The organism is Microbacterium sp. C448 (assembly GCF_000582705.2).
GTDB lineage: Bacteria > Actinomycetota > Actinomycetes > Actinomycetales > Microbacteriaceae > Microbacterium > Microbacterium lacus_A.
Genome location: NZ_HG779657.1, coordinates 1 through 1,545, shown reverse-complemented (window position 1 = coordinate 1,545; position 1,545 = coordinate 1). Strand labels below are relative to the sequence as shown.

The window sequence follows — 1,545 nt, the reverse complement described above, 5'->3', positions numbered from 1 at the left end:
GCCGATCGGACCCGGCGACGAGGTCCGCATCCGCATCGCGGGCTTCGACCGCACGCTGATTGTCCGACAGACCCTCGTCAAGCGCGTCGGCGCTCCGGCTGCCGCGCTGGCTTACGAAGACCTCACGCCTCCCCCACCGCCGCGCGAGTCGATCGCGTTCGTGCCCGTCCGCGATCGCGGAGCGGGCCGGCCGACCAAGCGCGAGCGCCGCGACATCGACAAGCTGCGCGGCTTCAGCCCGGAGTGAACCGGCGGGTCAGCGCCCGCCGTCTCCGTTCAGTGCGGACGAGCGCGCCGCGGCATACTCCGGCTCGGAGATGGCGCCTGCCGCGCGCAGCCGGTCCAACTCTTCGAGCCGGTCGGTCAGGCCCTCGTTGGAGCCGCCGACACCGCTCTTGATGAACCGTGCGGCGACATCGGTCTGCATGGTCATCGGATTGAGTCCATGCTTGCGCGCCCGACGCACGTTCGCGATCACAATGACGACGATCAACACAACGACAGCCCCGAAGAGCCAGGGAAAGATTGCCCACATCGTGTCGAAGAACGTACCGCCGGACATGGCACCTACCGTGTTGAAGCTGAACATCAGGCATCCTCCTTCGGTCGTGCGTCTCCTCCACGCTTTCACGGACAAGTGCCGGAGTGGAGCCGTTCGCACGACTTACCCAGGGTCGCCGCGCGGTTTACGAGCGACGGCGGCCGCGATCGGTCTCGCCTCGCGCCGCTAGCGATGTACACGGCGCTCGGTGGGAGATCCAAAGATCTTCCGATGTGAAAAATCTCATCTTTTCGGTGCGATGTAGGCGCTTTTCGGGTGCTTTTCGGGCTTCGGATGTCGGTGGTAGTCCGTAGAGTTTCGAACATGCATTCGAATCATGATGACCTCGAAACGACGGGCTTGGACGCGATCGCGCGCGAACTCGCCGGGGAGGGCATCGACGCGTGGCGCGCGAACGCTCGCACGGAAGCCGCCCTGGCGCGAGTGTTTGCGAAAGCCGCGCGCGTCGGTGCGCGCAGGGTTGCCGAACTCGCCTCCCCCTCGTCGCGCGAAGCCGAGTTGCCGTTTCGTGCTTTGGCGGCCGAGCTCGGTGCAGCGATGAACATGTCCGACCGGACCGTGCAGCGTCGCATGAACGATGCCGCGGTTTTGGAGGAGTCGTTCCCGGCCACGTTCGCGGCGTGGGAAGAGGGACGGATCGCTGGGGGCCATGTCGCGGTGATCATGGAACACGGCACGCCCCTCGCCGACCCAGAAGCACGGGCGGCGTTCGAGCGCGAGGCATTGGCTCGGGCGGCTGGAACGACACCCGGACGGCTGGCGTCGTCGTTGGCGCGGCTTGCGGAGTCTCTACAGCCCCGCATGCTGGCGGAACGCCACCAACAGGCACGGGCGTCGCGGGGCGCGTGTGTTCGCGACATCGGCGACGGCATGGCGGAGTTCAGCACCATCCAACCCGCCGTCCTCGCACACGCGATGCACGACCGGATCACCCAGCAAGCCCACGCGATCAAGAACGCCGACCCCACCGACACCCGCACCCT

The 1,545-nt window shown here is 66.9% G+C and carries 3 protein-coding genes; 2 read left to right on the top strand and 1 reads right to left on the bottom strand.

Annotation, left to right across the window (positions count from 1 at the left end; genetic code table 11):
* Positions 1–247 (top strand): tRNA synthetase RNA-binding protein (locus MIC448_RS06730; RefSeq protein WP_036297648.1); only part of this gene is annotated, 247 nt, incomplete at its 5' end.
* Positions 248–256: 9 nt separating this feature from the next.
* On the opposite strand, the gene MIC448_RS06725 is transcribed toward MIC448_RS06730, so the two are convergent.
* On the bottom strand, positions 257–589 hold the full coding sequence (locus tag MIC448_RS06725) for an SHOCT domain-containing protein (protein ID WP_036297646.1): 333 nt from the start codon (positions 587–589) through the stop codon (positions 257–259).
* Positions 590–865: 276 nt separating this feature from the next.
* On the opposite strand from MIC448_RS06725, the gene MIC448_RS06720 reads away from it, so the two are divergent.
* Positions 866–1,545, top strand: a 680-nt coding sequence (locus MIC448_RS06720) for a DUF222 domain-containing protein (protein ID WP_036297650.1), incomplete at its 3' end; no start/stop codon positions are given.

Coding starts and splice junctions, on each gene's coding strand:
- MIC448_RS06725 (WP_036297646.1), bottom strand. CDS start 589: ATGTTCAGCTTCAACACGGTAGGTGCCATGTCCGGCGGTACGTTCTTC.